A 26168-nucleotide genomic window follows, 5' to 3' on the forward strand; every position below is an offset into this window, starting at 1 on the left:
CCTGAGGCGCGGCGCGCCTTCCCCCTCTCTTGACGCGCTGGGCGCTAGGGGAGGGGGACGACAGCTTCGCTGCGGGGCGGCGGGGCCGCCCAGGCCCTTGCTCGCTGTCCCTGGCAGGCAGAGGACGGCGCGCGCCTGTTTTACGGTTAAAGGAATTAGATGACTTCGATGGTGGCCAAGGAGCATAGCGCTGGCCAGGGGCCTAGGCCCATTGATGTGGCGCTGCTGGCCAGCGTCTTCGTGATCGCGGCCTGCGGCCTGCTCTACGAGCTGGCGGCCGGCGCGCTGGCGTCCTATCTGCTCGGCGATTCGGTGCTGCAGTTCTCCACCATCATCGGCACCTACCTGTTTGCCATGGGCATAGGCTCGTGGCTGTCGCGCTATTTCGAAGATCAACTGCCTGCGCATTTTCTGCGTGTGGAGCTGATGGTGGCGCTGGTCGGCGGTGCCTTGCCGGCCGTGCTGTTCTTGGCCAATGCCTATGCGCCGGGCGCGTTCCGCTTTCTGCTCTACGGCATGGTGATGGTCGTGGGCACGCTGGTGGGGCTGGAGATCCCGCTGGTGATGCGCATCTTGAAGCGCAATGCATCGCTCAAGGATCTGGTCTCCAAGGTGCTGACCTTCGACTATCTGGGGGCCCTGGCTGTGTCGCTGGCGTTTCCCATCGTGCTGGTGCCCAAGCTGGGCCTGGTGCGCACAGGTCTGCTGTTCGGCTTCATGAATGCGGCCATCGCCGTCTGGGCCCTGGTGCTGTTCAAGCATGAGCTGCGCAATCTGCGAGCCCATTCCTGGGCCTGCGCGCTGGTGCTGCTGGCCCTGGGCGGCGGCATCGCGGGCGCGGATCAGCTGACCCGGCTGGCCGACGATCATTTCTACCAGGACCGCATCGTGCTCTCCAGCAGCTCGCCCTATCAGCGCATCGTTGTGACCCAGGGACGCCAGGGCGCGCGGCTGTACCTGAACGGCAATCTGCAGTTTGCCCAGAGCGACGAGTACCGCTATCACGAAGCGCTGGTCCACCCCGCCATGGCCGCACATGGTGCACCGAAGAAGGTGGCGGTGCTGGGCGGCGGCGACGGCATGGCCGTGCGTGAGGTGCTCAAGTACCCGGGCGTGGAGTCCGTGGTGCTGGTGGAGCTGGACCCGGCCATGACTGATCTGTTCAAGAGCAATGCCATGATGACGGCGCTCAATGGCAATGCGCTCAACGACGCCCGCGTGAGCATTGTCAATACCGATGCGTTTCACTGGCTGCAGCAAAGCGCGGAGACTTTCGATGTGATCGTGGTGGACTTTCCCGATCCCACCAATTTCGCCATTGGCAAGTTGTTCACCAACAGTTTTTATTCGTTGCTGGACAAGCGTCTGGCAGCCAGTGGCTATGCCGTGATTCAGACCACCTCGCCGCTGATTGCGCGCCAGAGCTTCTGGACCGTGGTACAGACCGTGGAGTCCGTGGCTCTGACGGCAAGGCCCTATCACGTGCATGTGCCCAGTTTTGGCGAATGGGGCTTTGTGCTGGCCAGCCACCGTCCCTGGCGCGAGCCCGAGGCCTTGCCCGCCGGCATGCGTTTTCTGACCCTGCCCACGCTGCGCCTGATGTTTGACTTCCCTCTCGATATGGCGCGCGTGCCGACCGAGGTGAATCGCCTGTCCAATCAGGTGCTGGTCAACACCTATGAGCGCGAGTGGGGCAAGGTGGAGCATTGATGCGGTCCGATCTGAAGCGGCGCGACTGGCTCGGGCTGGCGGCCGCTGGCGCTTTGGGCGCAGCGGGCCTGGCCGGCTGCAAGCAGCCAGCGCCCAGGCTGGAAGATCTGCCAGGCGGCTTCAGCGGCGTGGCGCTGGAGCGCGGTCATGGCCTGCGCCCTTTCTGGCAGCGCCTGGCGCAAGGGCTGGAGCTGCCCCCACCTGCGGTGGTGCACCGGGCGCCGGTCGTGATTGTGGGCGGGGGCATGGCCGGGCTGGCAGCGGCGCGCGCGTTGGAGCTGGCGGGCGTTCAGGGCGCAGCCTTGCTCGATACCCAGGCCGCCATGGGAGGCAACAGCCAGGCTGGGCAGCTCAAGGGCATTGCCTGCCCCTTGGGCGCGCACTATCTGCCCGTGCCCGGAGACGATGCCCATGAGGTGCAGGACTGGCTGGAGGAGCTGGGCGTGCGCCAGCGCTTGGCGGGCCGCTGGCGCTACGACGAGCGCTATCTCTGCCACAGCCCGCAGGAGCGCCTGTACTGGCAGGGCGGCTGGCATGAGGGACTGCTGCCCGTGCAGGGCGTGAGCCAGCGCACGCTGGAGCAATATGCGCTGTTTGAAAAGCAGGTCGAGGCAGCGGCTCGGGCGGCGGCCTTTGCCATGCCATCGATCCGTGTCTGGCAGCGCCAAGCGGGTCTGCCTGCCTCTCATGCCGTGCTCGATGCGCAGCGCTTCGATCAATGGCTGGCGGCGCAGGGCCTCGATGACGAGCGTCTGCTCTGGTATCTGGACTACAGCTGCCGGGATGATTTCGGTGCCGGTCTGAGTCGCGTCTCGGCCTGGGCCGGGATTCACTATTTCGCCAGCCGCCATGGTTTTCACGCGCCGCGTCCGCAGTCCGAGCATGAGAGCGAAGCGGACGGCGAGCAGGTGCTGACCTGGCCCCAGGGCAATGGCTGGCTGGCGCAGCAACTGGTGGCGGGGCTGAAAGCCACGCAGCTGCAGACCGATTGCAGCGTGCTCGCCGTCACCGAGGATGCGGGCAGCGTGCAGATCGAGGTTTATCACCATGGCCGCCAGCAGCACGAACGCTGGCTGGCGCGCCATTGCGTGGTGGCGCTGCCCAGCTTTGTTGCCGCAAGAGTGCTGCGCAATGCGCCCGATTTTCTGCGTGTCGTAGCGGCTCGCCTGGACTGGGCCCCCTGGCTGGTGGCGAACATCCATATCGACCGACCGCTGGCCGACTACCCTGGCGCCGAGCCCGCCTGGGACAATGTGCTGTATCGCGATGGCAATGCGGGTGGGCTGGGCTATGTGGATGCGGGCAATCAGCGGCTGGACCGCATCCGCAGCCAGCCCACGGTGCTGAGTTACTACCAGGCGCTGGGTGACTGGGCCGATGGACGCAGGCAATTGATGCAGCAGCCGTTTGCCTTCTGGCGCGAGCGCGTCGTGAACACGCTGAGCGAGCCGCACCCAGACTTGCTGCAGCATGCCACACGCATGGAAATCACTCGCTATGGCCATGCGATGGCGATTCCGCGCCCTGGCGATCAGCAGATATTGAGCGAAATAGCCGTCAAGTTCAGTTCCAGCAGGCGCAATCTGCTATTGAATGGGGAGCGAGTGCAGGGCCTGCCCACGCCTGCGACGGCGCGCCTGAGCTTTGCGCATTCGGACTGGGCCGGCTATTCGGTGCTGGAAGAGGCGTTCACGCGTGGCCACCATGCAGGGTTGATGGCGGCGCAGGGCGTCTAGAACGTCAACCGGCTCTTGGAAAGAGTCAGCGCCTGCTGCCTGGCAGCTTCACCATGCGGTACAGCTCGGCATTGCCGCGTGCACTGTGAATGCCCAGCTGTGCCATGGAGCGCAGGTCCAGATCCAGCGTCAGCGACGAACGGGCCAGCGCGGAGGTGATGGCCGGCCTGCGCCCGTCCAGATGCCAGATGGGCGGGTACATGCTGTGGCCGTCGCGGTCGATCACGCTGGCAATCTGGGGCTCTTCAAGGGTTTTGCCTCGGCGCAGCACGACTGCCACCTCGCCATTGTCCAGCTGTACATAGGTGCCGGGCGGGTACAGGCCCACGACATCGATCAAGGCCTGCTTGACCTCATCGGCGTATTGACCGCCCTGCTGCAGCACTTGCAGAGACTCGGTGGCCGAGCGGCCGCTACGGGTCTTGCGCGGGCTGATCAGGGCTGCATAACGGTCTACCGTGCCCAGAATGCGTACCAGACGCTCCAGCGGCTGCAACTGTGCCAGCGGCGCGGGCTGCAGCACCACATGGTGGTACTGCACGCTGTCCAGCCAGAGCGGCTCACGCACCATTAGCCTCTCCAGCATCAGGCGGCCCTCTGTGGGGTGCTGCTTGACGGCTTCGGCCTGCTGGCTGCTTAGCGGTGTGCGTTGCTCGGCCAGCTGGTTTTGCAGCACGGTCATGCCGATGTTCATGGTCAGAGCGGCCCGGATCAGCGTGTCGCGCTCGGATTGAGGCAGGTCAAGCTCCTTGGCAAGGATATGGCACAGGCCTGCGCAGACCACGGCGTGAGACGGGCTGTAGCCCACGGTTGTCGAGCTGGCACGCTGAAACATCAGATACAGCGCGGCATCGCTGTCCTGCGTGATGAGGTCTTGCAACCATAGATCAAGCTGATGCAGCTTGATGGCAAAGCCGGGAATGCGCAGCGGCTCGGTCAGCAAAACCGCGAGTGCGGCCTCCAGATCCGACCATAGGCCCAGCAGGTCTTCATAGGGGTCGTCGTAGCGTGCGTGCATGGGCGAGAGGCGGGTTCAGTTCTTTTCCAGAACCATCTCATTGCCCTTGCGGGTCATCTGAAACCGGGTCAGCAGACTGTTGCCCAGCAGCACATAGGGCATGGACTGGGGGGCGACGACGGCCTCTATGTCGTAGACCTCCATTTCGCCCAGTTTGACGCTGTCGAGCTTGATGCGCCAGCCTTGGGCAGTGCCGTTGGCAGTGCGCATCAGAATGGGGGCACCCTGCTCATAGGGCAGGCCCATGCGATCGGCATCGGCTCGGCCTATGGCAATGGTGCTGGCGCCGGTGTCCACCATGTACTGCATGGTTTTGCCATTGATATAGCCACGATCGATGAAATGGCCGCGCGAGTCGGCGATCAGAACCAGCCGGCCCGAGCGCGCGGCACCACCAATGCCGCCCCGACTGCCTACGCTGACCGGAGCTGCTCCCAGGTGCACAGTCTGGCGCTGGCCCTTGATATCCACCACGGCTGAGTCGCCGCTGACTTGCAGCAGGCGCACGTCCTTGTGGCTTTCGTTGACGGCCAGCGCTTTGGGGGCGCTGCCATCAATGACCAGCAAGGCCTTGCTGCCCAGCACGCCGGTCAGGGCAACGGACTGTCCAAAGGCGCCGCTGGAGGCCACAGCGACTGAAAGCATGAGCCCCACGCGACGCAGGCGAGAGACGCCAGGCAAGAGCCTGCGCTGGCCGCGTCGCCCTGCGGCAACGGCCTCGTCTCCATCCCGCAGGGCGAGAGAAGGGGAAGCAGCGGAGCTGCGCAGGGGGGGCTTCATTCAATCGCGGAAGTTGTTGAACGACAGAGGGTGGTCGGCCAGATCCTTGCGGATCAATGCCATGGCCGCCTGCAGATCGTCACGCTTGGCTCCGGTGATGCGGACCTTCTCCTCCTGAATGGCAGCCTGCACCTTGAGTTTGCTTTCCTTCATCAGCTTCTGGATCTTCTTGGCCAGCTCGGACTCGATGCCGTTCTTGACCTTGATGAGCTGCTTGACCTTGTCGCCGCCAATCTTCTGTGCCTTCTGGATGTCCAGGAAGCGCACGTCCACATTGCGCTTGGTCAGCTTGTTGCGCAGCAGGTCTTCGACTTGCTGCAGCTGGAACTCGGCATCGCCGTAAATGGTGATTTCCTTGTCCTTGAGTTCGACGGCGGCCGATGTGCCCTTGAAGTCGAAACGGGTGCCAATTTCCTTGGTGGCGTTGTCAACGGCGTTCTTCACTTCGACGAAATCGGCTTCGCAAACAGTGTCAAAAGAAGGCATGTGTAATTCCTATCAGTATCAGAGCGGTAAACAGCCACAGTGCGCCGGGCCGTGATGAGCTGCTTGCCAGCAGCAGAGCAGGCGCAGTGCGACAATTGGATGGATGTTAGTCGAGAAAAATGTTCCCCTGCAGCATTGCAACACCTTTGGCATTGCCGCGCGCGCCGAAACGTTGGTGCGCATTCGTAGCCAGGACGATATCCGCCAGTTTCTCGCCGACCCGCTATGGGGACGGCAGCCTGTGTTCGTCCTTGGCGGTGGCAGCAATGTGGTGCTCACGGGCGACGTGGCCCCCGTGGTGCTCAAGATGGAGATCATGGGCATGCGGCTGCTGCGCGAAACCGACAAGCACTGGATTGTCGAGATCGGGGCGGGCGAGCGCTGGCATGACATGGTGGCATGGACGCTGGCCCAGGGCTATACAGGCCTTGAAAACATGGCCCTGATTCCAGGCACGGTAGGCGCGGCCCCAGTGCAGAACATCGGCGCTTACGGTCTGGAGCTGCAGGATCGCTTTGACTCCCTGGACGCGATCGATCTGGTCACCGGCGAGCAGTTCAGCCTCAATGCTGCGCAATGTGCCTTCGGTTACCGTGACTCGGTGTTCAAGCATGCACCTGCTCAGCCCAAGTACTGGCCCGTGACGGGTTCGACCGCTGTCCCTCGTGGCCTGGGCCTCAAGGGACGGGCGGTGATCTGCCGGGTGCGTCTGGCGCTGCCCAAGAGCTGGCAACCGGACCTGGGCTATCTCGACCTGCAGCGCAAGCAGGCGGAAAAAGGCGTAGAGCAGCCGAGCGCACAGCAGATCTTTGAATGGGTCTGCGAAATTCGTCGTGCCAAGCTGCCGGACCCCGAAGTCATTGGCAATGCGGGCAGCTTTTTCAAGAACCCCACGGTGACGACCGAGCAATGCGCGGACATCATCGCGCGCGAGCCCAAGATTGTTCACTATCCCATGGATGACGGCTCCATCAAGCTGGCGGCCGGCTGGCTGATCGATGCCTGCGGCTGGAAAGGCAAGACCATGGGCCGGGCGGGTGTCTACGACAAGCAGGCGCTGGTACTGGTCAACCGAGGAGATCGCCACAGCATTGACGCCAGCGTGACCGGCGGCGAGGTGATGACGCTTGCGGGGGCGATTCAGACCAGTGTCTATGAACGCTTTGGCATTCGCCTGGAACCCGAACCAGTGGTGATCTGAGTTTGCGAGAACCCACAAAAAATGGAGCCCTTGGGCTCCATTTTTGAGAGCTGCAACGGCTTATTTCCAGAATGCCGGGCGCAGCAAAATGCCGGAAATACGGTAAGGAGCCTTGGGCTCGACCGCCAGTTCCATGGGCACAAAGCCCTTGGTGCAGCTCAGCAGCACGCTGGTGGCCAAAGGTGTGGAGCTCTCCATGCGGCCAACTGTCTGGCAGCTACCGACGCCGGTGCGCACGGAGTCCAGGGCTTTCTGCACGGTGTCGATGGGGGAGTTCTTGAGGAACTCCTCGTTGAAATTGTTGGCAGCCAGCTTGGACTTGCCGTCCATGGCTGCGACAACTGCCTGCAGGCGCTTGCGCAATGCGGCGTCTGCGGCAGCGGCGTCCACGTTGGCAGGGGCTGCCTGAGTTGCGGGAGCAGCCTGCGGTGCAGCGGCCTTGGCGGCATCGGTCGCAGCAGCATCGGGCTGGGCCTGTGCTGCAGTCATGAAGCCGGCAGCAGCCAGCAGGGCGGTCAGACAAACAGCATTGCGTGTTTTGGTGGTAATCATCCGTTGAGCCTTTCGTCAAACAACGACAGGCACTGTAAACCTTCTGCAAGCTTGATTTCGATAGACGGCAAACTGTTTTTTGTGAATAAATGGCAAAGACCTGATGCTGGCTGTGACGGTGGTGCGACTTTGTTGCAGCACGGACAAGCTGGGGTGTCAGGGTTACTGCTTGCCGATGAGGCTTGTGCACTGCCTAAAATCTGTTGCACTGCAATAGCTCAATTGACGACGGGGCCGACCCCCAGAACATAAAGGACTTGCGATGCAAGAAAACAAAGAGGGCAAAGAGGGTGATGTCCAGGCGGGGCGCCAGCGAATCATCAAGAAGTATCCCAATCGTCGCCTCTACGACACCAATACCTCTTCATACATCACGCTGGCCGAGGTCAAGCAACTGGTCATGGATAGCGAGCCGGTGGTCATCAGGGATGCCAAGACCAATGAAGACCTGACGCGTTCCATCCTGCTGCAGATCATTTTGGAGGAAGAAGCGGGTGGGGCCCCCATGTTCTCCGAGGCCATGCTGGGCAACATCATTCGCTTCTATGGACATGCCATGCAGGGCTTCATGGGGAGCTACATCGAAAAGAATGTGCAGATGTTCACGGACTTCCAGAGCAAGCTGGCGGGCCAGCCCCAGGGTATGAACCCCGAGGCCTGGAAGCAGTTCATGAGCATGCAGCCTCAAGCCATGCAGGGTTTGATGGGCAGCTATATGGAGCAGTCCCAGAACATGTTCACCCAGATGCAGGAGCAGATGCAAAAGCAGACGGAACAGATGTTGGGTGTGTTCGGCATCAAGCGCTGAACGAAATCTGCTTTTCCCAAGCGGGCCAATGGCCCGCTTTTTTTTGTCTGTTGCTGGCGCCTGCCTGTGCTAGTCCTAATTGACGATGCTTGCGATTGCCAATGGTCGAACAATGATTTCGTTGCTTCGCAATTGCGGGTCGACAAGGAAGAAGAACGATAAGAGAAGTTCAATGCAAGGTAGATGCATGGCGGATGCATCCGAGGAGACTAGGCATGAAGTTAGGAGAGGGGTCCCGTTTGCTGGCGGTCTTGGCTGCAGGTGTATTGTTTGTGGGGGCGGCCTGGGCCAAGGCGACGCCCGATGAACTGGCCAGGCTGGGCAAGTCGTTGACCTGCACGGGGGGAGAAAAAGCGGGTACAGCCAGTGGTGTGCCCGAGTTCACAGGGAAATGGCTGGGTACGCCGCCCGGCATTCAATACAACCCGCACGCTGGCCAGCACCCGGTGGACCCCTATGCCAGTGAAAAGCCGTTGCTCACCATCACGGCTGAGAATCTGGCGCAGTATGGAGAGCGCCTGAGCGAGGGTCAGAAGGCCATGTTTGCCAAATACCCCAAGACCTATCGTATCCCGGTCTATCAGGGCCACCGTGACTTTCGCTTCCCGGATGCCGTCTGCGCGGCGGCCAGAAAGAACGCCCAGGATGCCGTAATGAACGCTGACGGTCAGGGCACAACGGGGGCGGTCAAGGGTGCGCTGCCCTTCCCGTTCCCCAGAAATGGACTGGAACTGGCCTTCAACAATCTGCTGCCTTCGCGTGCTTTCACCGAACACACGCTGCGTGACAACGCCAATGTGTTGGTCGATGGCAGCATCGTCTGGGGCCGTGCCGACAATCGCGCCTTCAGTCAGATCAACGACCCGGCCAACGCAGGTCAGCCACTGAGCAGTCCCATGTCCCAGGGCATGAATGCGGTCAAGTTGCCCGAACGCGAGAAAGGCAGCGTCAGCGTGGTGTCCGAGCCGGTTGAATTTGGCAAGGAAAAGCGCCTGGGCTGGAGCTATGACCCCGGCACACGTCGTGTGCGCCAGATTCCCGAGTACGGTTTCGACCAGCCTCTGTCGGGTACCGGTGGCAAGCTGACGATTGACTCCGATCGCCTGTTCAATGGCTCGCCCGAGCGCTACAACTGGAAGGCGCTGGGCAAGAGGGAGGTCTATGTGCCGGCCAATGCCTTCAGGATTCACGGCAGCAACGTGAAGTATGCCGACCTGCTCAAACCCGGTCATGAAAACCCCGACTACATGCGCTATGAGCTGCGCCGTGTCTGGGTGCTGGAGGCTTCGCTTAAGGACGGCTATCGCCACATGTTCGGCAGGCGCGTGCTGTTCCTCGATGAAGATACCGGTCAGGCTCTGATGAGCGATTACTACGATGCCCGCGGCCAGCTGTGGCTTCAGTCGGTGGTCAATCATTACTACGCCTTCGACGCCCGGATCTGGCATGCGGGCACCAGCTTTATCACGATCTGAACTCTGGCGGCTATGTGGCCTACAACCTGTTCCAGGAGCGCCCTCAGGGCCCTGTCTTGAACAAGGGCAATATGACTGCAGCCATGTTTACGCCCGAAGCGGCACGTAATGCAGGCAACTAAAAGATGAATCCGGCAAACGGCCTGCGGCGTAACTTGTGCGGCTGTGGACTTTTGCCATTCAAGCTAGGAGGCGCTTGCGCGTCCTTATGTGGCAGCAGCAATGCCCTTCTCAGGGCTTTGAAAAAAAGAGGAGACGTAGATGACAAATCGTTTGCAGGGCAAGGTGGCGTTGGTCACTGGTGGCGCCAGTGGTGTGGGTCTGGAGGTGGTGAAGCTGCTTCTTGGAGAAGGCGCCAAGGTCGCATTCAGCGATATCAATGAAGCGGTGGGGCAGCAGCTGGCGGCTGAATTGGGCGAACGCTCCATGTTTGTCCGCCATGACGTGAGCAGCGAGGCGGACTGGACGCTTGTGATGGCGGCGGTGCAGCAGCGTCTGGGCACGCTCAATGTGCTGGTCAACAATGCCGGCATCCTGCTGCCTGGTGATATGGAGACAGGGCGTCTGGAGGATTTCAGCCGCCTGCTCAAGATCAACACCGAGTCAGTCTTCATTGGTTGCCAGCAGGGCATTGCGGCGATGAAGGAGACAGGAGGCTCCATCATCAATATGGCCTCGATATCGAGCTGGCTGCCCATAGAGCAATACGCCGGCTATAGCGCCAGCAAGGCCGCAGTGTCGGCACTGACCCGCGCCGCTGCACTGAACTGTCGCAAGCAAGGCTATGCGATTCGCGTCAATTCCATTCATCCCGATGGCATCTATACGCCCATGATGCAGGCTTCGCTGCCAAAGGACGTGAGCAAGGAAATGATCCTGCATGACCCCAAGCTCAACCGCGCCGGGCGCGCCTATATGCCCGAGCGTATCGCGCAGCTGGTGATGTTCCTGGCCAGCGACGAGTCCAGTGTCATGAGTGGCAGTGAGCTGCATGCCGATAACTCGATTCTGGGCATGGGGCTGTAGATGACGGCCTGATGCCGGCAAGCAGCCACCAGGGTCTTGAATCATTTCAAGGCCTTGTCGTTCTGCAGGGTAGGATGAAGGCTCTGAACGACAAACAGGCATGCGTTCAACGTTCAACGTTCAAATTCGCTCGAGCTTTGAGAAGGTGTTTTCATGAAGTTGGGTTACACAATCGTCTACGTCCCCGATGTCTCGGCATCTCTGGATTTCTTTAGCCGGGCATTCGGGCTGCAGCGGCGTTTTCTGCATGAATCCGGAACCTACGGCGAGCTCGAGACTGGGCAGACCACGCTGGCATTTGCCGCCCATGAACTGGGCGCGCTGAATTTTCCTGGAGGCCATGTCGAAGCGCATAGCTCCGCCAAGCCATTGGGTTTCGAAATCGCGCTGGTCACGGAGGATGTCGAGCAGGCCCATCGAAATGCACTGAGCGCCGGCGCTGCCGAGATGGCCGCACCGACAGCCAAGCCCTGGGGTCAGATGGTGTCTTATCTGCGTTGCCCCGATGGCTGCGTGGTAGAGCTTTGTACGCCCATTGCTGGCTGAGCCGTAGAGATGCTTGGCCGCGGAGACGCAGGGTCCAGGCCTGGTTTTCCGCACTGTTTGCAGTATCGCGACCATGCAGCGCAAACTGCGCGCTGGCAGAGTTTGACCGGGCAAATCTCTTTGCTGCATGGCCTGAGAGAGCCTTGAGCAGCAATGCTGTCCCGAGACAAGAAAAACCTCGCGGGCACATAGCGGCTCTGTGACGACAGTGCAGGGCTAGCCCCATCGGCAGTCATTTCCGTGTTGAGTCGGGTCAGTATGGTTTTGATAGCTGTCAGCGCTTTATGGACAGGGGATTGCTTCTATATACTCACTTTTTTATGTGAATAGGGGAAGCAATGCTTGCGCGATGGTCTGGTGCTTTGGTTCTGTCGGCTTGGCTGTCAGTTTTGGGCTGTGCGCAGGCTCAGCCCAGCGAAATGGTCAATGCCGCAAAGACAGGCGATGTCGCGGCACAGTACGAGTTGGGAAAGGCCTATCTTTACGGCCAGGGCGTGGAAAAGAATGCCGACGATGCCTTGCGCTGGCTGCGTCTGGCCGCTGAGCACAATCATGCGCCGTCCCAGTATCTGCTGGGTCTGGTCTATGTACTGGGTGCCGAGGGTGTGAAAAAGGATCCTGAGGTAGGCCTGGCACACATTCATCAGGCTGCAAACGCTGGAAATCTCGATGCCCAGAACCTGCTTGGAACTATTTATCTAAAAGGCGAAGCGGTTGAAAAGGATGCCGCAACAGGTGTCGCATGGCTGGAGCGCGCCGCGCAGCAGGGCTCTGCAGCGGCACAAAATAGCCTGGGCTTCGTCTACCGCAAAGGCGAGCTGCTTGCCCAGGATTTGCAGGCCTCGTTTCGCTGGTATCTGAAGGCGGCCCAGCAAGCCGATGTGCTTGCGCAGTTCACGGTGGCCGAGATGTATTACCTTGGCGAAGGTGTGGAGAAGAATCGTGCCGAAGCCGCGAAATGGCTTACCCCGCTGGCGGACAAAGGCGTGCAGAAGGCCCAGTTGCTGCTGGGAAAGATTTGCTTCGAAGGCCAGGGTGTGGACCCCGACTACAAGCGGGCCGTGCTGCTGCTGCACGCTGCTGCCATCCGCGGCTCGGGTGAGGCTTACTATGAGTTGGGCCGCCTGTTCGAACAGGGAGAGGGCGAGTATCGCAACGAAAAAGAGGCGATTGCCTATTACACCCAGGCGCTGAAGTACCAGCATGCTGCGGCGGCGCAGCGGCTGGAGCAGCTCTCGGCTTCATCGCCCAAGTCCGCGGAGTTTGCGCAGTCCATGGAATACATGGAGAACCTGAACTCTGCTCTCAAGGGCAATGTTCTGGCCCAGTACAACGTCGGCGTCTTTCAATATCTGGGCAAGGGCTTTGCGCAGCCCAACTACACCGAGGCCGCCAAGTGGTTCACCATGGCAGCCAATCAAGGCTATGCCAAGGCCCAGTACAACCTGGGCACCTTGTATGAAAACGGCGAGGGTGTGGGCAAAAGCCTGTCGCAGGCGCTGAAGTGGTACCGTATGGCCGCCGAGCAGCAGGATGCCCCCGCCCAGTATGCGCTGGGCACTTTGTATCGGGACGGTCTGGGTGTGAAGAAGAACGCCAAGCTGGCGCGTGAATGGTTGCAGCGTGCTGCCGCACAAGGCCATGCATCGGCAAAAAAGGCTTTGGCACAGCTCTGACCTGACAAGCGGGGACCGTTTTCGCGGTCCCCGGCTGGCCCGGGCGAGGGCGAAGTCGGCTAGGCCGGCTCCGAGATCTCGATGAGGTTCAGGTCGGGGTCACGCAAATAGATGGAGCGGATTCGGGATGTGGCTCCAGTGCGCATCACGGGGCCTTCGGCGATGGGAATCGACAGCTGCTGCAGACGGGCGATGACCTCGTTCAGCGGCACGGAGGCCAGAAAGCACAGATCCAGAGCTCCGGGTACCGGCGTATGAGCCTTGGGTTCGAACTCTTTCCCCTTCACATGCAGATTGATCTTCTGCCGGCCGAACACAAAGGCCTTGCGCTCCACGGGCGGAGTGCCGCCGATGAAGGATTCCAGCCGCATGCCGAGGACTTCGGTGTAAAAGCGTATGCATTGCGCTTCATTGGCCGTGGTGAGAACCAGGTGGTCGAGGTGACTGATCATGACAAGGCTACTGTCTGGTTGTGAAAACGAGTGTGAAGGCACGCGGGCTCGCGTTGCAGGGGAGCGGCATGACCATGGTGCAGCTGGAGGTCGGCATCGCCGTTAAGGCTGCAGTCCGGGTCGATTCTGTCAGACTGCCGCCGTCTCGTCCTGGCGCATGACTCCCTGCAAAAATGCCTGCTCTGCAAGCTGTGCCAGCGGGGCGCGAGGGATGCGACCGCGGCGCTCTCCATCGATGAGTGCGATCACGGTTCCCAGCCATAACTCGGTCAGCGTTGCGGCACTGAAATCGATGCGGAACACGCCTTCCTGTTGGCCGCGCAGGAAAAAAGCGTCGACCTTGGGTTCCCAGATCGCATTTTCCTCCACGGGCTTTTCGACTTCGTTCCAGTAATAGGTCAGGAACAGCGTGAATTCGCGATGTTCAAGATGCTTGGCATTGAGGCGCTTAAGTGCTTCGAGCACCGGGCCTTCCTCGATACGGGCTTCGTCCAGTGCATCGTCCAGCGTGCGCAGGCTCTGCTCCAGCAAGCGCTTGATCAGCAGATCGCGCGTGGGGCAGAAGCGATAGAGCGTGGCCTTGCTGATGCCTATGGCCTTGGCCAGTTCCTGAAGCGTGGCGCGTGGGTGGTTGACCAGGGCCAGGGCCAGGGGGGGGAGGATTGCTGTGTTGTCGTGAGGGGCTGTTGTCATTCGTGGCTCCGGTTGGGGCGGATACGGATGAACCTATTTTGATTCAAGCAGCGAGCTTAAAAGCTTGGGATGGCAACTTTACTTGGTATCAAAATGCCATGAATCAATATAGGTCTTAATGAATCAAATTTGATTCAAAAAATATTTTCATGCATCATGCACTTCTTTCAAGATTTGACAAGACTCAAAAGCCATGAAGAAGAAAAGCCAGAATGTGCGTGCCTGGCCGGCCCTGGCCGCATTGGCGGCAGCAATGATGTTGAGCGGTTGCATCAAGTCGGAGGCGGGCAGCCCGCCTCAGGAATTGCCACTGGTGGATGTGGTGACCGTCAAGCCCAGGGCGCTGAGCCTCAGCGCTGAACTGCCCGGGCGCATCGAGCCTGTACGCGTGGCCGAGGTGCGTGCGCGTGTGCCGGGTATTGTGCTGAGCCGCCATTTCAAGGAGGGCGCCGATGTGAAGGCCGGTGAGGTGCTGTTCAGCATCGACCCTGCGCCGCTGCGCGCTGCGCTGTCGCGGACCCGGGGCGAGCTGGCGCGAGCCGAGGCTGCGCTGTCTGAAGCGCAGTCCGTGATGCGCCGTTATGAACCGCTGGTGGCGCAGGAAGCCGTGAGCCGCCAGGATTTCGACAGCGCCAAGGCCACGCTGCACAGTGCCATGGCCACGCGTCAATCGGCTCAGGCCGAAGTGGAGGCGGCACGCCTGAACCTGGACTATGCGACGGTGAAAGCCCCGATCGCCGGCCGCATCGGCCGTGCCCTGGTGACGGAAGGCGCCCTGGTCGGCCAGGGGGAGGCGACAGCGATGGCGGTGATCCAGCAACTGGACCCCGTCTACGCCGATTTTCGCCAGCCCGCAGCGCTGGCCACGCGCTGGCGTGCCCAGCAGTTGCAGGGCCAGTCGCCGCGCAGCACTGCGGTGACGCTGGTGGCTGACGGCCTGGATCAGGAACGCCAGGGACGCATGCTGTTCTCGGATGTGACGGTGGATCGCGGCACCGGCCAGCTTGCGCTGCGTGGTGAATTCCCCAACAAGGATGGTTTGCTGTTGCCCGGCATGTATGTGCGTGTGACCCTGGGGCTGGGTGAGGATCCCGCGGCCATTCTCGTGCCTCAGCGTGCGGTGCAGCGCGGCAGCGATGGAATGGCCCATGTGCTGGTGCTCGACGAGCACAACATTGTGCAGTCCCAGAAGGTGAGCACCGGCGCCATGTACGGCTCCGACTGGCATATCACCGAGGGCCTGAAGGAAGACGTCAGGGTGTTGGTCGGAGGCCTGGCGGCAGCCGTGCCCGGCACCAAGGTGCAGATCAGAGCTGCCGCTGCAAATGCCGCCGACATCGTCAAAGACGCGGAAGCCACTGTAAAAAAATGAGCAGTATGCGCTGGTCCTGCAAGCGCTGAATGCCAAAAAGACAAGCCTTATTCAAGGATAGATAATGTCCCGGTTTTTTATTGATCGCCCCAAGCTGGCCTGGGTGGTCGCGATCTTCATCCTGCTTGCCGGCCTGCTGGCGATCCCGGCTTTGCCAGTGGCGCAGTTTCCCAACGTGGCTCCGCCGCAGATCTCCATCTCTGCAACCTATCCGGGGGCATCGGCCACCACGGTCATGGAGTCGGTGACCAGCGTCATCGAGGAGGAGCTCAATGGCACGAAGGGTCTGCTGTACTTCGACTCCTCCAGCGGTGCCACGGGCCTGGCCGAAATCACGGCCACCTTCGCGCCTGGTACCGATCCCGCACTGGCTCAGGTCGAGGTGCAAAACCGCATCAAAAAGGCCGAGGCCAGACTGCCCGCATCGGTGATGCAGATGGGTTTGCAGGTAGAGCAGGCCAGCGCCAATTTCCTGCTGATCTATTCGCTGACCTACAAGGGCGACGACAGCGGCAAGAACGAGGTCCGCCTCTCCGACTATGCGGTGCGCAACATCAATAACGAGATCCGCCGCGTGCCCGGGGTGGGCAAGGTGCAGTACTTCGGCGCCGATGTCGCCATGCGGGTCTGGGTCGATCCGCAGAAACTGCTGGGCTACGGCCTGTCGGTGGCGGACGTGAATGCGGCCATTGCTGCGCAAAATGCCCAGGTGCCGGCAGGCAGCTTCGGCAGCCAGCCCGGATCGTCCGAGCAGGAGCTCAGCGCCACGATTGCCGTCAAGGGAACGCTGAGTTCGCCCGAGGAGTTCGGCCAGATCGTGTTGCAGGCCAGGGCCGATGGCTCGGCCGTGCACCTGGCCGATGTGGCGCGTCTCGAAGTCGGCCAGCTCGATTACAGCTTCGCCTCGCGCGAGGACGGCCACAAAGGAGTGGCGGCCGCCGTGCAACTGGCACCTGGTGCCAATGCTATGCAGACCGCCAAGGCGGTCAAGGCGAGGCTAGCCGAGCTGTCGCAGAACTTCCCCGACGATATTCAGTACGCCGTGCCCTATGACACCTCGCGCTTTGTCGAAGTCGCCATCGGCAAGGTGATCCAGACCCTGGTCGAGGCCGTGGTGCTGGTGTTCCTGGTGATGTGGCTGTTTTTGCAGAACCTGCGCTATACGCTGATTCCCACCATCGTGGTCCCGGTGTGTCTGGCCGGCACTCTGGCGGTGATGTATGCGCTGGGCTTCTCGGTCAACATGATGACCATGTTCGGCATGGTGCTTGCCATCGGCATTCTGGTCGACGATGCCATCGTGGTGGTGGAGAACGTGGAGCGTCTCATGGCCGAGGAGGGCCTCTCGCCGCTGGCCGCCACGGTGAAGGCCATGCAGCAGGTATCGGGGGCTATCGTCGGCATCACGCTGGTGCTGGTGGCCGTGTTCCTGCCTCTGGCCTTCATGAGCGGCTCGGTGGGCGTGATCTACCGTCAGTTCTCGCTGTCGCTGGCCGTCTCCATCTTGTTCTCGGGCCTGCTGGCGCTGACATTCACGCCGGCGCTGTGCGCCACGCTGCTCAAGCCTGTTGCCGAGGATCACCACGAGGAGAAGAAAGGCCTCTTCGGCTGGTTCAACCGCCACTTTGCCAAGCTGACCGAGCGCTTTTCGCTGCTCAACCAGCGTCTGGTCAAGCGCACGGGCCGCTATATGCTGATCTATGTAGCCATCGTGGGCGGGCTGGGCTTTGCCTATACGCGCATGCCCGAGTCCTTTGTGCCTTATGAAGACATGGGCTACTACATCGTCAGCGTGCAGTTGCCGCCTGGCGCAACCGAAGCACGCACCGAGGCTGTGGTGCGCGACATGGAAGCCTATGTGCAAAGCCGACCAGCCACGGCCCAGGCCGAGTTCCTCATGGGCTACAGCTTTTCGGGCATGGGGCAGAACGCGGCCATGGCCTTCGTCACGCTCAAGGACTGGTCCTTGCGCGGCAAGGGCCAGGCGTCGTGGGACGAGGTCCAGGCCTTCAATCAGCGCTTCGGCAGCTTGTCCGATGGTGCGGCCATGGCGGTGGACCCGCCACCCATCGATGGCCTGGGCAATTCCGGCGGCTTTGCGCTGCGTCTTCAGGATCGCGCCAATCTGGGTCGCGAGGCCCTGGTTGCCGCGCGCGACGAGCTGCTCAAGAAGGCCAATGCCTCGCCGGTGATCGCCTACGCGATGATGGAAAACCTCGAAGATGCGCCGCAGCTGCGCCTGGACATAGACCGGCGCAAGGCCCAGGCTCAGGGTGTGGGCTTCGCCAGCATCAGTGCCGTGCTGTCCACGGCCTATGGCTCGGCCGTGATCAACGAGTTTCCAAATGCGGGGCGCCTGCAGCGTGTGGTGGTGCAGGCCGACACGGCCGCGCGCATGACGCCCGAGGCCCTGCTGCGCCTGTATGTACCCAATGCCCAGGGCGAGCAGGTGCCGCTGGCCTCGTTTGCCAGCGTGGAGTGGGAGCAGGGGCCGGTGCAGATCTCGCGCTACAACGGTTATCCGGCCTTCCGAATTGCGGGCGACGCCAAGCCCGGCCACACCACGGGTGAGGCCATGGCCGAGCTCGAACGCATACTGGGCGAGATGCCGCGCGGCATAGGTTACGAGTGGACGGCGCTGTCCTATCAGGAAAAGGCCGCTGGCGCACAGGCCCCCAAGCTGTTCGCACTGGCCATCGTGGTGGTGTTCCTGCTGCTTGTGGCCCTGTACGAAAGCTGGAGCATTCCTGCAGCCGTGATGCTGATCGTGCCCATAGGCGCGCTGGGCTCGGTGCTGGCCACTTCGGCGCTGGGTCTCTCGAACGACGTGTACTTCAAGGTCGGTCTGATCACCATCATCGGCCTGGCGGCCAAGAACGCCATCCTGATTGTGGAGTTCGCCAAGGACCTGCACGAGCGCGGCCATTCGCTGACGGAGGCAGCATTGCAGGCAGCCCGTTTGCGCTTCCGTCCCATCGTGATGACTTCGCTGGCCTTCATCCTCGGGGTAGTGCCGCTGGCGCTGGCCACCGGCGCAGGTGCCTCCAGCCAGGCCGCCATCGGCGTCGGCGTGATCGGCGGCATGCTCAGCGCCACCTTGCTGGGCGTGCTGTTCGTGCCCATCTTCTTTGTCTTCGTGCTCTCGCTGCGGCGCAAGCGCCGTGCAGTGCCTCAGGAAAAGAAACCAGACTCCGAAGGAGAAGCCGCATGAACCGGCATGAACCCATGCGCAGGGCGGCGCTGACGCTGATCACCGCGGCACTGGCCGGCTGCTCTTTTGCACCAACCTATGACAGGCCGGCTGCGCCCGTCCCCGGCAGCTGGAGCGCGGCCTCGCCGGCCACGCCTGCATCGGCGCAGAGCTTGCACTGGAAGGATTTCGTGATCGACGAGCGCCTGCGCTCGCGCATCGAAACGGCGCTGGCCAACAACCGCGATCTGCGTCAGACACTGCTCAATGTACAGACTGCTCGCGCGGCCTATCGGGTGCAGCGTGCGGACCAGCTGCCCGGTCTGGAGGCGCAGGCCAGCGGCAACCGCCAGCGCCTGCCTGCCGACCTGAGCGGCACGGGAGCGGCCACGGTGCAGAGCAACATTCAGGCAGGCGTCGGGTTGATGGCTTTCGAGCTCGATCTCTTCGGCCGCGTGCGTTCACTGTCCGAGGCCGCGCTGATGGAATACCTGGCCACCGAGGAGGCCGCGCGCAGCGTGCAGATCAGTCTGGTCACCGAAGTGATCCAGGCCTCGCTGGCGCAGGACGGCGCGCGGCAACGCCAGGCTCTGGCGCTGCGCACCTTGCAGGCACGCGAGAAGGAGTGGCAGCTGATGAGCGAGCGCCGCAAGACCGGCACGTCCAGTCGCCTGGACGAGCAGGAGGCTCAAGGCCAGCTCGAACTGGCGCGCGCCGAAGTCGAGCGCCTGGCGCGCGAGCTGCGCCAGGCGGCAAACGCCCTGGACTGGCTGGTGGGCGACGGCTCGCTCCAGGCGGCAGCGGAACTGAGTGCCACACCCGTGGTGCAGGAGATCGGCGCCGGTCTGCCATCCGATCTGCTGGTGCTGCGCCCCGATATCCGTGCTGCCGAATACCAGCTGCGCTCGCGCAATGCAAGCATCGGCGCTGCGCGGGCCGCGTTCTTTCCGCGTATCTCGCTCACGGGCTCCTATGGCTCGGCCAGTGCCGAGCTCTCCGATCTGTTTGCCGGCGGCCAGCGCTCCTGGGCCTTCATGCCGCAGCTGAGCCTGCCGATTTTTGATGGAGGCCGCAACCGCGCCAATCTGGAAATCGCGCAGCTGCGCAAGGACATGGCGGTAGCCAGCTACGAGCGCAGCATCCAGACGGCGTTTCGTGAAGTCAGTGATGCGCTGGCCTCCGTCGAGACCCTGAGGCGCGAGGAGCTGGCCCGCCAGCGGCTGGCGCAGACCAGCGCGAATACGCTCAAGCTCGCCGAGCTGCGCTATCGCGCCGGGCTGGACAGTCATCTGCGCTATCTGGATGCGCAGCGCACGGACTTTGCGCAGCAGATGGCCCTGATCGAGGTCAGCATGCAGCGGCAGATGGCCCTGGCCACGCTGTTCAAGGCCTTGGGTGGAGGCTGGCAGGCGCAGCAGGGGGCACAAGGCTGAGTGCGCTCCGGGGGCGGCGCATCGGGTGCTGCCCCTGAGCCTCGGTGGGCTGGAGTCCACCCCGTGAGCCGGAGATGGCTGCCGGGCAGGTCGCCCCGGAAAAACCACAGCTATTTCAGTTTGCTTGTTGATCGATAATAATTCTCATTATCAAAACAAGTAAGCTGTTGTATCTTGTCATACCCATCCCACTCCTTGACCGACATGGCCGCGATCTATGGAGAGCATCACCCCTGGCTTCTGGGCTGGCTGAGGCGCAAGCTAGGCGGTGCGGATCACGCCGCGGATCTGGCGCAAGATACTTTTGTGAGAGTGCTTGCGGCCCAGGCCGAGCAGCGCGCGCTGGTGTTGCGCGAGCCGCGAGCCTATCTGACCACGGTGGCGCGCAATTTGCTCATCAATCATGTGCAGCGGCTGTCGCTGGAGCAGGCCTGGCTGGACGCAATGGCCCAGCTGCCCGAGCCCCTGGCGCCTTCGCCCGAGCAGCAGTTGCTGGTGCTGGAGGCATTGCATCAGATCGATGCCATGCTCAACGGCCTGCCCCCCAAGGTGCGTGAGGCGTTCTTGCTGTCTCAACTCGATGGCCTGACTTATGCGCAGGTGGCGCAGCGCCTGGATGTCACGGTGCGCACCGTCAAGCGCTATATGGCACAGGCCTTCGAGCAGTGCATCTTGCTGGTGGTCTGAGCATGTCTGCTTCACCGTGCTCGACCCTGGCTATCGATCCGAGTGCAGAGCGACAGGCAGCACAGTGGCTGGTGCGGCTGCACGCCGATGAAGGCGATGCGACGCTGCAGGCAGAACTCATGCAATGGCGCAACTCTGACCCGCGCCATGAAATCGCCTGGCAGCGCGCCGAACGGGTTCTCGGCCAGTTGCATGCAAGCCGGGCCGGCAAGTCGCTGGGTGTGCTGAGCGCGGCGGCCTTGCGCGAAGCGAACCGGTCGCAGCGGCGGGCCCTCACGCGGCTGCTGGCGACCGCGATCGTGGCAGGGCCGCTCAGCTATGGTGCCTGGCGTCTTGCGCCCTGGCAGGAATGGTCGGCGGATATGCGTACCCACACGGGCGAGCGCCGTGAGTCGACGCTGGTCGACGGCAGCAGAATGCAACTGGACACCGGCAGTGCCGTCGACATGGTGTTCACATCGTCGGAGCGCCGCCTGATCCTGCGCGCGGGCGCCATCTGGGTGCAGACTGCTGCCGATGTCGCGCAGCGGCCGTTTCTGGTCCAGACGGCGCAAGGAACGGCGCGCGCGCTGGGAACGCGCTTCACCGTGCGTATCGCTCCACCTTCTGCGCTGACGGATCGCAGCTCCCTCGTCGCGGTTCAGCAGGGGGCGGTGGAGCTGATCCCCGCCAACGGCGGCGCGGCGGTGCGCATCGATGCGGGGCAGCAGGCACATATGAGTGCAGAGCATGTGGACGCGCCCGAAGCCGCCGATCTTGCCGCCGATGGCTGGACGGCAGGGGTGCTCTATGCGGAAAAGACGGCGCTGGGCGTCTTTGCTGCCGAACTCTCGCGCTACCGTCCGGGCATTGTGCGGTGCGATCCCGCAGTGGCGGCCCTGTCGGTGAGCGGAGCCTTTCAGCTGCGTGATACGGATCAGGCGCTGGCGGCGCTGGCGGCCTCCTTGCCCATCAGGGTTTTGCAGCGCTCGCGCTACTGGGTGAGCATCGTGCCGCGCTGAGGCATTCGATTCATTCCGCTTCCATGTCCCCTTTTGGCGGGACGCCGGTCATACAAGAAAGACAACACATTTATCGGCGTTTTTCAGAAGGGTTACTCCATGGTCATGGCGCAGCATTTTTGCAGGCAGACTTCGCTACTTTCACCGTCCATCCTGTCCGCCGGCGGACAGGGATTCAAACAGAGCGCCGTGCAAGCCGGGCTGATACTGCTGCTGGGCATGGCCGCTGCCGGCGGCGTTCGGGCCCAGTCTGGCCAGAGCTTTCCAAGCGAGCCGGAGCGGCGAGAGTACAGCCTGCCTCGCGGGCCATTGAGTCAGGTTCTGGCGCGTTTTGCGGGAGAGTCAGGTGTCACGCTGTCTGCGGACTCCGCACTTTCCGGGGAGATTCAAACTCCAGGTCTGCATGGCAGATTCGCGGTCGCTGAGGGTTTTGCGCAGCTTTTGCGCGGCACAGGGCTTGAGGCCGTCCAGACCCAGCCCGGCGTTTTCATCCTGCGCCAAAGCACTCCGTCCCCTGTGGCGGTCGGCACGGCCCCCAGCCTGGCGGAAGTGCTGGTGACCGCACCAGCCGAGGTGTCGACCTTCTCGGAGGGTACGGGCTCCTATGCGGCGCAGCTGGTCACCATCGGCAAGAGCGCGCAGAGCCTGCGCGAGATTGCGCAGTCGGTTTCCGTCGTGACGCGTCAGATGCTCGAGGACCAGAATATCCAGAGTCTCGATGACGCCATGCGCACCGTGCCCGGCGTCACCGTGGAGCCCGGCAGCACCGGAGGCAATCATGGCAATTTCTATCTGCGCGGCTACGCGGTGGATACCGTGCAGGTGGACGGTATCAACAACCCGGCCAGTACGGGCAATGATCTATCCAGCGGATTCGGCATGGCGATGTACGACCGTATCGAAGTCCTGCGCGGCCCTGCAGGACTGTTCCAGGGAGCCGGCGATCCTGGCGGCTCCATCAACCTGGTGCGCAAGCGCCCCAAGGCGCACAAGGAGTTCAGCACCCAGCTGTCGGCCGGTTCGTGGAGCCGCTATTACGCCGAGGCGGACATGACGGGGCCTCTGAGCAGTGATGGGCGCATACGCGGGCGTCTTGTCACGGCCTACCAGGACCAGGGCTCTTTTGTGGATCATGTGTATTCCAGGAAGCCGCTGATCTATGGAGTGCTGGAGGCCGATCTCACGCCATCGAGCACGCTCACTGCCGGAGCCAGCCATCAGCAATACAAGGGACGCCCCGCATTCGGGCTGCCGGCCTATCCGGATGGACGCCTGCTGGACATTCCGCGCTCCAGCTATCTGGATCCCATCTGGAACCACATCACCGAACGCAATACCGAGTACTTCGCAGAGCTGCAGCATCGCCTGGACAACGGCGGGCAGATCAAGCTCAACGCCAGCTACCGTGAGCAGGACGAGCCCTCGCGGCTGTTCGGCTGGTCGGACTGTGCAGCGGACCCCGCCAGCGGCGACAGCTGCCTCATCAGCTGGGCTTACCGCAGCCACTGGAAGACGCATGGCCTGGACGGTTTCATCAGCACGCCGTTTACCGCTCTGGGTTCATCCAACAACGAGCTGACGCTGGGAGCAGACTATCGCAAGGTGCACAAGAGCTTCAAGTACGGGGGCGGCGATGGTGCTCCGATCAACATCTTCGATCCTGACAACAACGTTCCCAAGCCGACGAACTACAGTTTCTCCAATGGCAACGACAATCGTACGGAGCAGTACGGGCTGTATGGGCGGGTCAATCTGCGCCCGGCCGGCGGCGTGCTGCTCAGCATGGGTGGACGCATGACCTGGTGGGACAACCATGCCGTCAATCGCAACGCCTATTTCAACCAGTTCTCCGAAACCCATACGCGCATCAGCGGCAAGTTCACTCCTTATGCGGGTGTGGTGTTCGATCTGAGCGAACAGCTGTCCGCCTATGCCAGCTATACCCGCATTTTTGCGCCGCAGACCGCCAGCGATGTCGACGGCATGACATTGCGTCCACGCGTGGGTCAGCAGTACGAAGCAGGTTTGAAGGGGGAGTGGCTGAACAAGCAGCTCAATGCCCGCGCGGCGATTTTCCGCATGGAGGACAGCAATCGTGCGATGACCGACCCGGCAAACCCGCTGTTTTCGGTTGCCGCAGGCAAGATGCGAAGTCAGGGGGTGGAGGCCGAAATCAATGGCCGTATCGCTGCGGGCTGGAATCTGGCTGTCGGGTATGCATACACGCAGACCAAAACCCTGGAAGGAACGCCGGACGAGAAGGCCCAGCTCTATACCTTCATCGCTCCGCGCCACAGCTTCAACCTGTGGACGCGCTATCAGTTCGGCCCGGGTGCCCTGGAAGGCTTCAGCCTGGGCGGCGGTCTGCGCAGCACCAGCCGCATGTACCGCCTCAATGGCGATGTGAAGTTCTCGCAGGGGCCGGTGACCACGGCTGCGCTGCAGATCGGCTACCGCTTCAACAAGCATCTGGATGCGACGCTGACCGTCAACAATGTCTTTGACAAGGTGTACTACCAGCGGGTCTGGGCGGCCTATGGCTCCAACTACTATGGTGAGCCGCGCAATGTGATGCTGACGCTGCGCGGCAGGTTCTGAGCGCCTGGTTCAAGGCGAGCCCCGGGCCGGGCTGCAGATGTCCTGGCCCCTGAAAGCCTGGCAATGCAGGCGCGAGAGCCGGCTCTCGGGGCATTGCTGGCAGGCAGCACGCGCTGCGGTTTTCAAGCCGGCCCGGAAATGGCCGGCTTCGACTTGGACAGTTCAGGCCCGTGGCATTGGCCGGTGCCGCGCAAAATATGCAAGATGCTATTGCTGCGCAATGAATTCAAATCGCATTCACGCTCGAATGCGGTAAAAAGAAAAAAGGCCTTGAATTGCTTCAAGGCCTTTTGTCATTTGGCGGAGCAGGCGGGATTCGAACCCGCGGTGGGCTATTAACCCACACACGCTTTCCAGGCGTGCGACTTAAACCACTCATCCACCGCTCCACAGCGATCCCAAAAATACTTCATGTCTGAAGTAAAAAACCAAGTGTGGTCGACTTGATTTTTAAATCTGGCGGAGCAGGCGGGATTCGAACCCGCGGTGGGCTATTAACCCACACACGCTTTCCAGGCGTGCGACTTAAACCACTCATCCACCGCTCCACAGCGATCCCAAAAATACTTCATGTCTGAAGTAAAAAACCAAGTGTGGTCGACTTGATTTTTAAATCTGGCGGAGCAGGCGGGATTCGAACCCGCGGTGGGCTATTAACCCACACACGCTTTCCAGGCGTGCGACTTAAACCACTCATCCACCGCTCCGTGTGATGAAGCCGCTATTCTAACCAGAAATTTCGACCTCAAAATGAAAGTGCAGAAAGTTCTTTTCTGCACGCCACCTCAGGCACACAGGCTCAGGCGCTCTTGCCCACCTGGATCATCTTCATGGCGGAGGCAATCAGGCCGGAGACCTCGGTCATGTTCGCTGGAATGACCAAGGTGGTGTTGGAGTCCGCAGCCACCTTGCTATAGGCCTCCACGGCACTTTCAGCCACCTTGAGCTGCACTGCCTGCTCGCCGCCGGGCTGGCGGATGGCCGTGGCCACGCGCTCCAGCGCCTGTCCGGTGGCTTCGGCCACGGTGGTGATGGCGGTAGCCTCACCCTGGGCCTTGTTGATGGCAGCCTGCTTTTCGCCTTCGGAGCGGGCGATGAAGGCCTCGCGCTCGCCGGTGGCGATATTGATCTGCTCCTGGCGGCGGCCTTCGGAAGCGGCGATCAGGGCACGCTTTTCACGTTCGGCCGTGATCTGGGCCTGCATGGAGCGCAGAATTTCAGCGGGCGGTGTCAGGTCCTTGATTTCGTAGCGCAGCACCTTCACGCCCCAGTTCAGTGCGGCCTCGTCGATGGCATTGACGACCTGGGCGTTGATCATGTCGCGCTCTTCAAAGGTCTTGTCCAACTCCAGCTTGCCGATCACGCTGCGCAGCGAGGTCTGGGCGAGCTGGGTCACGGCCATGATGTAGTTGGACGAGCCATAGCTGGCGCGCATGGGGTCGGTGACCTGGAAGTAGAGAATGCCGTCCACGGTCAGCTGCGTGTTGTCGCGCGTGATGCAGACCTGGCTGGGCACGTCCAGGGGAATTTCCTTGAGGCTGTGCTTGTAGGCGATGCGGTCGACAAAGGGGATCAGAAAATTCAGGCCGGGTGTGAGCGTGCCTGCATATTTGCCCAGACGCTCCTTGACCCATGCATGCTGCTGGGGGACCACCTTGATCGAGCGGACGATGAAGATGACGGCAATGATGGCGATGGCGAGAGGGACTGCGTAATCCATATTGTCTC

21 protein-coding genes, 3 tRNA genes and 1 pseudogene are annotated in these 26168 nt (G+C 61.9%); 15 read left to right on the forward strand and 10 right to left on the reverse strand.

Annotated features, from left to right (window positions below; translation table 11 throughout):
- The first annotated feature begins 159 nt into the window (after nucleotides 1-159).
- Nucleotides 160-1710, forward strand: a complete 1551-nt coding sequence (locus P353_RS11705) for a polyamine aminopropyltransferase (RefSeq protein WP_034369363.1) — start codon at nucleotides 160-162, stop codon at nucleotides 1708-1710.
- Nucleotides 1710-3446 (forward strand): NAD(P)-binding protein, encoded by a 1737-nt coding sequence (locus tag P353_RS11710; protein ID WP_034369366.1) that lies wholly within the window; start codon nucleotides 1710-1712, stop codon nucleotides 3444-3446. Before P353_RS11705 ends, P353_RS11710 begins: the two co-directional genes overlap by 1 nt.
- A gap of 25 nt (nucleotides 3447-3471) precedes the next feature.
- On the opposite strand, the gene P353_RS11715 is transcribed toward P353_RS11710, so the two are convergent.
- From P353_RS11715 to P353_RS11725, 3 genes are all read right to left on the reverse strand, one after another.
- Nucleotides 3472-4464 carry an HD-GYP domain-containing protein gene (locus P353_RS11715; protein WP_034369369.1) on the reverse strand — a complete coding sequence of 331 codons (993 nt, stop codon included), beginning with the start codon at nucleotides 4462-4464 and terminating at the stop codon, nucleotides 3472-3474.
- Nucleotides 4465-4479: 15 nt separating this feature from the next.
- Nucleotides 4480-5109 (reverse strand): retropepsin-like aspartic protease family protein, encoded by a 630-nt coding sequence (locus tag P353_RS11720; protein ID WP_034369943.1) that lies wholly within the window; start codon nucleotides 5107-5109, stop codon nucleotides 4480-4482.
- A 135-nt stretch (nucleotides 5110-5244) separates the two neighbouring features.
- The gene (locus P353_RS11725) at nucleotides 5245-5730 is read right to left on the reverse strand and encodes a YajQ family cyclic di-GMP-binding protein (RefSeq protein WP_003063225.1); all 486 of its coding nucleotides are present in this window, start codon (nucleotides 5728-5730) and stop codon (nucleotides 5245-5247) included.
- A 103-nt stretch (nucleotides 5731-5833) separates the two neighbouring features.
- On the opposite strand from P353_RS11725, the gene murB reads away from it, so the two are divergent.
- Complete coding sequence (gene murB, locus P353_RS11730) at nucleotides 5834-6931, forward strand: UDP-N-acetylmuramate dehydrogenase (protein WP_034369374.1); 1098 nt, start codon at nucleotides 5834-5836, stop codon at nucleotides 6929-6931.
- Between the two features lie 60 nt (nucleotides 6932-6991).
- Here the strand turns inward: murB and P353_RS11735 are convergent, their stop codons facing one another.
- Nucleotides 6992-7483, reverse strand: a complete 492-nt coding sequence (locus tag P353_RS11735) for a hypothetical protein (protein ID WP_034369378.1) — start codon at nucleotides 7481-7483, stop codon at nucleotides 6992-6994.
- 262 nt (nucleotides 7484-7745) lie between these two features.
- Here P353_RS11735 and phaR point away from each other — a divergent pair, with 262 nt between their 5' ends.
- The 5 genes and pseudogenes from phaR to P353_RS11760 all read left to right on the forward strand — a co-directional run bounded on the left by phaR (nucleotide 7746) and on the right by P353_RS11760 (nucleotide 13014).
- Nucleotides 7746-8291 carry a polyhydroxyalkanoate synthesis repressor PhaR gene (gene phaR, locus P353_RS11740; protein WP_034369380.1) on the forward strand — a complete coding sequence of 182 codons (546 nt, stop codon included), beginning with the start codon at nucleotides 7746-7748 and terminating at the stop codon, nucleotides 8289-8291.
- A gap of 215 nt (nucleotides 8292-8506) precedes the next feature.
- Nucleotides 8507-9888 (forward strand): annotated as a pseudogene (locus P353_RS11745) (DUF1329 domain-containing protein).
- 139 nt (nucleotides 9889-10027) lie between these two features.
- The gene (locus P353_RS11750) at nucleotides 10028-10792 is read left to right on the forward strand and encodes an SDR family oxidoreductase (protein WP_034369384.1); all 765 of its coding nucleotides are present in this window, start codon (nucleotides 10028-10030) and stop codon (nucleotides 10790-10792) included.
- A gap of 153 nt (nucleotides 10793-10945) precedes the next feature.
- Nucleotides 10946-11338, forward strand: a complete 393-nt coding sequence (locus tag P353_RS11755; protein WP_034369388.1) for a VOC family protein — start codon at nucleotides 10946-10948, stop codon at nucleotides 11336-11338.
- A 419-nt stretch (nucleotides 11339-11757) separates the two neighbouring features.
- On the forward strand, nucleotides 11758-13014 hold the full coding sequence (locus tag P353_RS11760; RefSeq protein WP_232776431.1) for a tetratricopeptide repeat protein: 1257 nt from the start codon (nucleotides 11758-11760) through the stop codon (nucleotides 13012-13014).
- 59 nt (nucleotides 13015-13073) lie between these two features.
- Here P353_RS11760 and P353_RS11765 read toward each other — a convergent pair whose 3' ends face one another.
- The gene (locus P353_RS11765) at nucleotides 13074-13466 is read right to left on the reverse strand and encodes a VOC family protein (protein ID WP_034369394.1); all 393 of its coding nucleotides are present in this window, start codon (nucleotides 13464-13466) and stop codon (nucleotides 13074-13076) included.
- Between the two features lie 129 nt (nucleotides 13467-13595).
- Nucleotides 13596-14159 carry a TetR/AcrR family transcriptional regulator gene (locus P353_RS11770; protein ID WP_034369397.1) on the reverse strand — a complete coding sequence of 188 codons (564 nt, stop codon included), beginning with the start codon at nucleotides 14157-14159 and terminating at the stop codon, nucleotides 13596-13598.
- 193 nt (nucleotides 14160-14352) lie between these two features.
- Here P353_RS11770 and P353_RS11775 point away from each other — a divergent pair, with 193 nt between their 5' ends.
- The 7 genes from P353_RS11775 (at nucleotide 14353) to P353_RS28075 (ending at nucleotide 24779) form a co-directional block, all read left to right on the forward strand.
- Complete coding sequence (locus P353_RS11775) at nucleotides 14353-15531, forward strand: efflux RND transporter periplasmic adaptor subunit (protein WP_034369399.1); 1179 nt, start codon at nucleotides 14353-14355, stop codon at nucleotides 15529-15531.
- Between the two features lie 64 nt (nucleotides 15532-15595).
- Complete coding sequence (locus P353_RS11780; protein ID WP_034369402.1) at nucleotides 15596-18742, forward strand: efflux RND transporter permease subunit; 3147 nt, start codon at nucleotides 15596-15598, stop codon at nucleotides 18740-18742.
- Nucleotides 18739-20154 carry an efflux transporter outer membrane subunit gene (locus P353_RS11785; RefSeq protein ID WP_034369405.1) on the forward strand — a complete coding sequence of 472 codons (1416 nt, stop codon included), beginning with the start codon at nucleotides 18739-18741 and terminating at the stop codon, nucleotides 20152-20154. Before P353_RS11780 ends, P353_RS11785 begins: the two co-directional genes overlap by 4 nt.
- A gap of 204 nt (nucleotides 20155-20358) precedes the next feature.
- On the forward strand, nucleotides 20359-20841 hold the full coding sequence (locus P353_RS11790) for a sigma-70 family RNA polymerase sigma factor (RefSeq protein ID WP_034369408.1): 483 nt from the start codon (nucleotides 20359-20361) through the stop codon (nucleotides 20839-20841).
- Between the two features lie 2 nt (nucleotides 20842-20843).
- Nucleotides 20844-21842: a FecR domain-containing protein gene (locus P353_RS11795; RefSeq protein ID WP_052084836.1), complete on the forward strand. Its 999-nt coding sequence runs from the start codon at nucleotides 20844-20846 to the stop codon at nucleotides 21840-21842.
- A 189-nt stretch (nucleotides 21843-22031) separates the two neighbouring features.
- Nucleotides 22032-24440 carry a TonB-dependent siderophore receptor gene (locus tag P353_RS11800; RefSeq protein WP_232776433.1) on the forward strand — a complete coding sequence of 803 codons (2409 nt, stop codon included), beginning with the start codon at nucleotides 22032-22034 and terminating at the stop codon, nucleotides 24438-24440.
- A 63-nt stretch (nucleotides 24441-24503) separates the two neighbouring features.
- Nucleotides 24504-24779 (forward strand): hypothetical protein, encoded by a 276-nt coding sequence (locus tag P353_RS28075; RefSeq protein ID WP_080750519.1) that lies wholly within the window; start codon nucleotides 24504-24506, stop codon nucleotides 24777-24779.
- On the opposite strand, the gene P353_RS11805 is transcribed toward P353_RS28075, so the two are convergent.
- The 4 genes from P353_RS11805 to P353_RS11820 form a co-directional block, all read right to left on the reverse strand.
- Nucleotides 24739-24829 (reverse strand) — tRNA-Ser (locus P353_RS11805). The genes P353_RS28075 and P353_RS11805 overlap by 41 nt on opposite strands.
- Before the next feature lie 68 nt (nucleotides 24830-24897).
- Nucleotides 24898-24988: transfer RNA gene (locus P353_RS11810), tRNA-Ser, on the reverse strand.
- A gap of 68 nt (nucleotides 24989-25056) precedes the next feature.
- Nucleotides 25057-25147 (reverse strand) — tRNA-Ser (locus P353_RS11815).
- Between the two features lie 92 nt (nucleotides 25148-25239).
- The gene (locus P353_RS11820; RefSeq protein ID WP_034369411.1) at nucleotides 25240-26160 is read right to left on the reverse strand and encodes an SPFH domain-containing protein; all 921 of its coding nucleotides are present in this window, start codon (nucleotides 26158-26160) and stop codon (nucleotides 25240-25242) included.
- Between the last annotated feature and the right edge of the window lie 8 nt (nucleotides 26161-26168).

Origin of the sequence: Comamonas testosteroni, from assembly GCF_000761245.1 — a bacterium.
Classification (GTDB): domain Bacteria; phylum Pseudomonadota; class Gammaproteobacteria; order Burkholderiales; family Burkholderiaceae_C; genus Comamonas; species Comamonas testosteroni_C.